General features: G+C 56.5%; 6 protein-coding genes. 5 read left to right on the forward strand and 1 reads right to left on the reverse strand.

The genetic code is table 11. From position 1 onward, the window contains the following. Positions 1-421: 421 nt before the first annotated feature. The gene (locus ACWNCF_RS01635) at positions 422-634 is read right to left on the reverse strand and encodes a hypothetical protein (RefSeq protein WP_449405777.1); all 213 of its coding nucleotides are present in this window, start codon (positions 632-634) and stop codon (positions 422-424) included. A gap of 92 nt (positions 635-726) precedes the next feature. On the opposite strand from ACWNCF_RS01635, the gene ACWNCF_RS01640 reads away from it, so the two are divergent. The 5 genes from ACWNCF_RS01640 (at position 727) to ACWNCF_RS01660 (ending at position 4,204) form a co-directional block, all read left to right on the forward strand. Next, on the forward strand, positions 727-924 hold the full coding sequence (locus ACWNCF_RS01640; protein ID WP_449405778.1) for a phage integrase family protein: 198 nt from the start codon (positions 727-729) through the stop codon (positions 922-924). Between the two features lie 38 nt (positions 925-962). After that, entirely contained in the window at positions 963-2,207 is a 1,245-nt protein-coding gene (locus ACWNCF_RS01645; RefSeq protein ID WP_449405779.1) for a tyrosine-type recombinase/integrase, read from the forward strand. Beyond that, positions 2,164-3,171 (forward strand): DUF2971 domain-containing protein, encoded by a 1,008-nt coding sequence (locus tag ACWNCF_RS01650; RefSeq protein ID WP_449405780.1) that lies wholly within the window; start codon positions 2,164-2,166, stop codon positions 3,169-3,171. Before ACWNCF_RS01645 ends, ACWNCF_RS01650 begins: the two co-directional genes overlap by 44 nt. A gap of 200 nt (positions 3,172-3,371) precedes the next feature. After that, positions 3,372-3,512 carry a hypothetical protein gene (locus ACWNCF_RS01655; RefSeq protein ID WP_449405781.1) on the forward strand — a complete coding sequence of 47 codons (141 nt, stop codon included), beginning with the start codon at positions 3,372-3,374 and terminating at the stop codon, positions 3,510-3,512. A gap of 20 nt (positions 3,513-3,532) precedes the next feature. Continuing rightward, the gene (locus ACWNCF_RS01660) at positions 3,533-4,204 is read left to right on the forward strand and encodes a hypothetical protein (protein WP_449405782.1); all 672 of its coding nucleotides are present in this window, start codon (positions 3,533-3,535) and stop codon (positions 4,202-4,204) included. The last annotated feature ends 16 nt before the right edge of the window (positions 4,205-4,220 follow it).

Consider the following 4,220-nt stretch of genomic DNA (forward strand, 5'->3'; position numbering starts at 1 on the left):
ATTACCAATTGCTAAGGTTAAAACGGAGGAGTTAGTTGGATGATCCAGCACCTGAAGGTTAAACGGAGGAGTTAGTTGGATGATCCAGCACCTCGTCTGAATGGTCCGAACTGCCTCACGTTGTGCGACTTCGTCAGCGTGTGAGTCCGCCCTGCCGTCTGCCAATTTGGCCTTTTTGAGCGCTGCAATCGTTTCGGCATGCACACGAGTCGCGACCATTTCTTCCAATCTTGCGCAGACGAGGCAGGTCAGACAATCCACTTCTACTGAAAGATCTGGGCTACAGTCGAAGGAATCGTCGAGCTTCCCGGATCGGCGAAGAATAGCTCGTCGTTACACAACAGGTCGATCGTAGAGGACGAAAAGGATCGGTAGCGATAAACGGATTTAGGAGGATGTTGACCTTCCCATTAGCTCAGGTTTATTCGCCTGCTTTGCGGCTTTCCGTGCTTGCTTCTTCAGCACTGTCGGCGGCCTCGGCAATGCGCTTTTCCTTCGCTTTCACGTAAATCGACGTGGTTGACGCGCTCGCATGGCCAAGGATGTCCTGTGCCACGACCAGCGGCATCCCCTCATCGAACGCGCTATCGAGCACAACCCAGCCTTTGCCGAAATCCTGAAGGGTGCGCGGCAAGGCGGCGCCATCACGAAGAAGGCGCTCGACATCCTCATCGCGGCGGCCGATCTACCGAAGCCGACGCCGAACCGGGCGCAACCGGTGGCACAGTGGTTCCGGCCCAGACTGCTCGGTCGCTCAAGGAAGAAGGTATCCAGACCCTTGGCGACCTAGTCGACCTTATTCTGCGCCGCGGCCCGGGCTGGGGTGGCGCTCGAGTGCCACGTATCGGCGCCGGCCGCGCTGGCGCGATCATGCGATGGCTTCGCCAATGGCCAGACCAGCTGGCGAAATCGATCTTGGACTGACGCACCCCGAGCCGACGGACACCTTCGATTTGCTACCCGTGCTGGACACGACAAGACGACGCGAGGTAGCACCGCTCGGCACGTTCCAGCTGCCGGCCTGGTTATCCGGCGTCGATGGCGCGAACCGAGCACCTGCGTTTTGCTTTATCTCCGCACGGAACGACCTTGAAGCGATCAACGCCTACCTGAACCGCTACAAGGGTCAGGACAGCACTGAGCGGGCCTATCGTAAGGAGTTGGAGCGATTCATCCTCTGGTGCACGCTCGTCGCCTGTAAGCCCATGTCGTCGCTCCTGGTGGACGACTGCGAGCTGTACAAACACTTCTTGCGCGATCCCCTGCCGGAGTTCCGCGGCAAGCGCACGGTGAAGACCAGCAAGCGCTGGCGGCCATTCGCGCTCGAGCCGATGGACGCGGAATCACAAAAATACGCGGTCCGTGTGTTGCGGGCCATGTTCGACTGGCTGGTCAAGGTGCGCTACCTGGCAGGCAATCCCTGGATTGCTGTGAAAGATCCGGTCGTCATCGAGCAAGCTGATGGCATGCGAATCGACCGTGCGCTGAGCGCGAACGCGTGGGACACCGTGGTAAATGTGCTCTCCGAACGGGGCATGACCGCCAAGAATAAGCAGGACCGGGTCGCTCTTGCCGGGATTCTGCTCATGGGCGATTCGGGGCTTCGCCGCGCAGAGGTCGCGGGTGCACGCCGCCATAACCTCAAGCCAAGCAGACACGCGGCCGGAGTCTGGATGCTGGTCGTCTTGGGGAAGCGGAGCAAGATGCGTAGGGTGCCGGTGAGCCCGCGCACGATCGACGCATTACGCGCACACTGGCGCGATCGCGGCCTGGACTTCGACACGCAAACGGTCGACCTCCCACTGCTAGCGCCATTGGTGGTGCCTGGTACGGAGACCGCGCAGGCACGTCACGCCAATGGCGGCGCAAACGGGTACTACTCGAATTCACTCTACAACGTGGTGGCGGGAGCGCTGCGCCGGGTCCATAAGCACGTCACCGATAACGCACCGTCGGGCGCTTCTTTGCTTGCGCCGGAAGATCTGGCGCAGCTTGAGGATACCTCGCCGCACGCCTTCAGACACACGTTCGGCACCCAGGCCGTCGATGAGGGGATGCCGCTCGTCGTGGCACAGGACATCCTTGGCCATGCGAGCGCGTCAACCACGTCGATTTACGTGAAAGCGAAGGAAAAGCGCATTGCCGAGGCCGCCGAGCAGTATTATGCTGGGAGACAAGGCACCGAAAGCCGCAAAGCAGGCAAATAAACCTAGAGCTAATGGGAAGATTTTGAGCATTCCTCCTAAATCCGTTTATCGCTACCGATCCTTTTCGTCCTCTACGATCGACCTGTTGTGTAACGACGAGCTATTCTTCGCCAATCCGGGAACTTTCAACGATCCTTTCGACTGTAGCCCAGTCGTCGAAGTCGATTGTGACCTGCCTCGTCTGCGCAAGATTTTGGAAGAAATGGTGGCGACTCGTGTGCATGCCGAAACGATTGCAGCGCTCAAAAAGGCCAAATTGGCAGACGGCAGGGCGGACTCACACGCTGACGAAGTCGCACAACGTGAGGCAGTTCGGACCATTCAAGACGTCGTGTATCACGCAACCAATCCCGATTACGAAGATTCGAGAGCGGCTGAACTCAGCATACTTCGTACCAAGATTGAAACGGAATTACTCAATCGGTACGGGAAAGGTATCTGCTGCTTTGCCGAGGATTATAAAAATCCACTGCTGTGGAGCCATTATGGTGATCAGCACCGTGGCTTATGTATTGGCTATTCGCTAGACCGACAGCCGACGCCAGAGCTTAAACTGGTAAATTATGGCGGGGACAGAACAATAACAACCAGTTCGCTCGAAGCCGCACTGTTGCACAAAAACGAGAGTGCGATTGCATCGTTGGATGCCAAGGTCCTGTTACGCAAAGCACCAGAATGGGCCTACGAAAGAGAATGGCGACTCATCGGGATGGTTGGCCAGCAAGAATCGCCATTAAAACTCACCGATATCACTTTTGGATTACGATGTCCCGGCGCGGTGCGGCACACGATTATGAAAGCGCTGCACGGGCGCTCCGATCCCGTAGAGTTCTACGAAATCAGGAATATCCCCGGCACGTTCAAACTTGAACGGTTTCTGGTCGACTTCGAGGACACAATTTCGTTCCCGCGCACCGCGATGTCAGCATGGGAGGCTTTCGACGATCCTGCCATCGACGGCTAGTTCGTTCACGCGTACCGAACGAAGTATCAAAGTTAAGGGTGAGTGGAATTACCGCTTATGTATCCCTTACCTCGCTATCGCGCGCAAACCCGGTTGCTGTCGTAGCAAAGGGTGATAAGATATTTCAAAACGTCAATTTCTGTGACGCGTGATGCAATTCTAGAGAACGTCCCTGTCCGCAAACTACTGAACCTCTGCCGATGCGTTTACCTGTCCGGCTTTTAAGCCAACTCGCCGATGTCCTCAAAGCGGCCGCCCCGTATCGCGACCGTTTCCGCGGCAACTATGGCACCGTATTCTGGCTCAAGGCTGGGCGCAGCCTTGCGATGTCGATGATTTAATCCTAGGCATGGATGGGCGGGTGTCCAATCTCGACCTTCAACGATTAGCGGAAATCGCCGATTACCCGACGCGTTTGGTTCGTGACACGCCACGATTTGTAACGGCAGATTACATCGCAATGCCTATGATGGCTGCTGCCGACGTTGTCGGATTTTGCATCTTCCTCGAGCACCTGGGATTGACTGTCGACCCGGAGCCCATGGTTGCCTCGATGCACGATGAGATTGCGCTACTTCAACGCTTAACGATTTCTCAGGCCGAGATCTATTCGTATAAGGCTTTTCGGCATAAGCATCGCCTGACGCTTCACGCGGAAGAGTCATTACATGAAGTCCCCACGCAACAGGATTGGCGCAGCCAAAACGGGTATCGTTTTCAATGTTTATCACGCGGCGGACAAGCGACGATGCTGACAATCGTGGGACCGAAATGGCGCCGACCGCGTCGTATCGAGATGGTCTGTCACGAATGCGGCGCCCAGTACACCAAGGGCGATCCGGAGTCTGCGCTCCATCACAGAACTGTTCATGCCGAAGCAATGCGACTGCTGAGGCCGCAGCCGTCTAAACGCATGCGGGAAAAGCTCAAACCCGACTGCAATGCTGTGCGCGTGGATGTGAACGCTCATTTATGGATGCAGGTGCTGGATCATCCAACTAACTCCTCCGTTTTACCCTGCATACGTAACTGAACGAAGTACATGATAA

The organism is Massilia phosphatilytica, assembly GCF_977014125.1.

What these genes read in the sequence shown, in the direction of transcription:
- ACWNCF_RS01650 (WP_449405780.1), top strand. Translation starts at nt 2,164, where the DNA reads ATGCTGGGAGACAAGGCACCGAAAGCCGCAAAGCAGGCAAATAAACCT.
- ACWNCF_RS01655 (WP_449405781.1), top strand. Translation starts at nt 3,372, where the DNA reads ATGCGTTTACCTGTCCGGCTTTTAAGCCAACTCGCCGATGTCCTCAAA.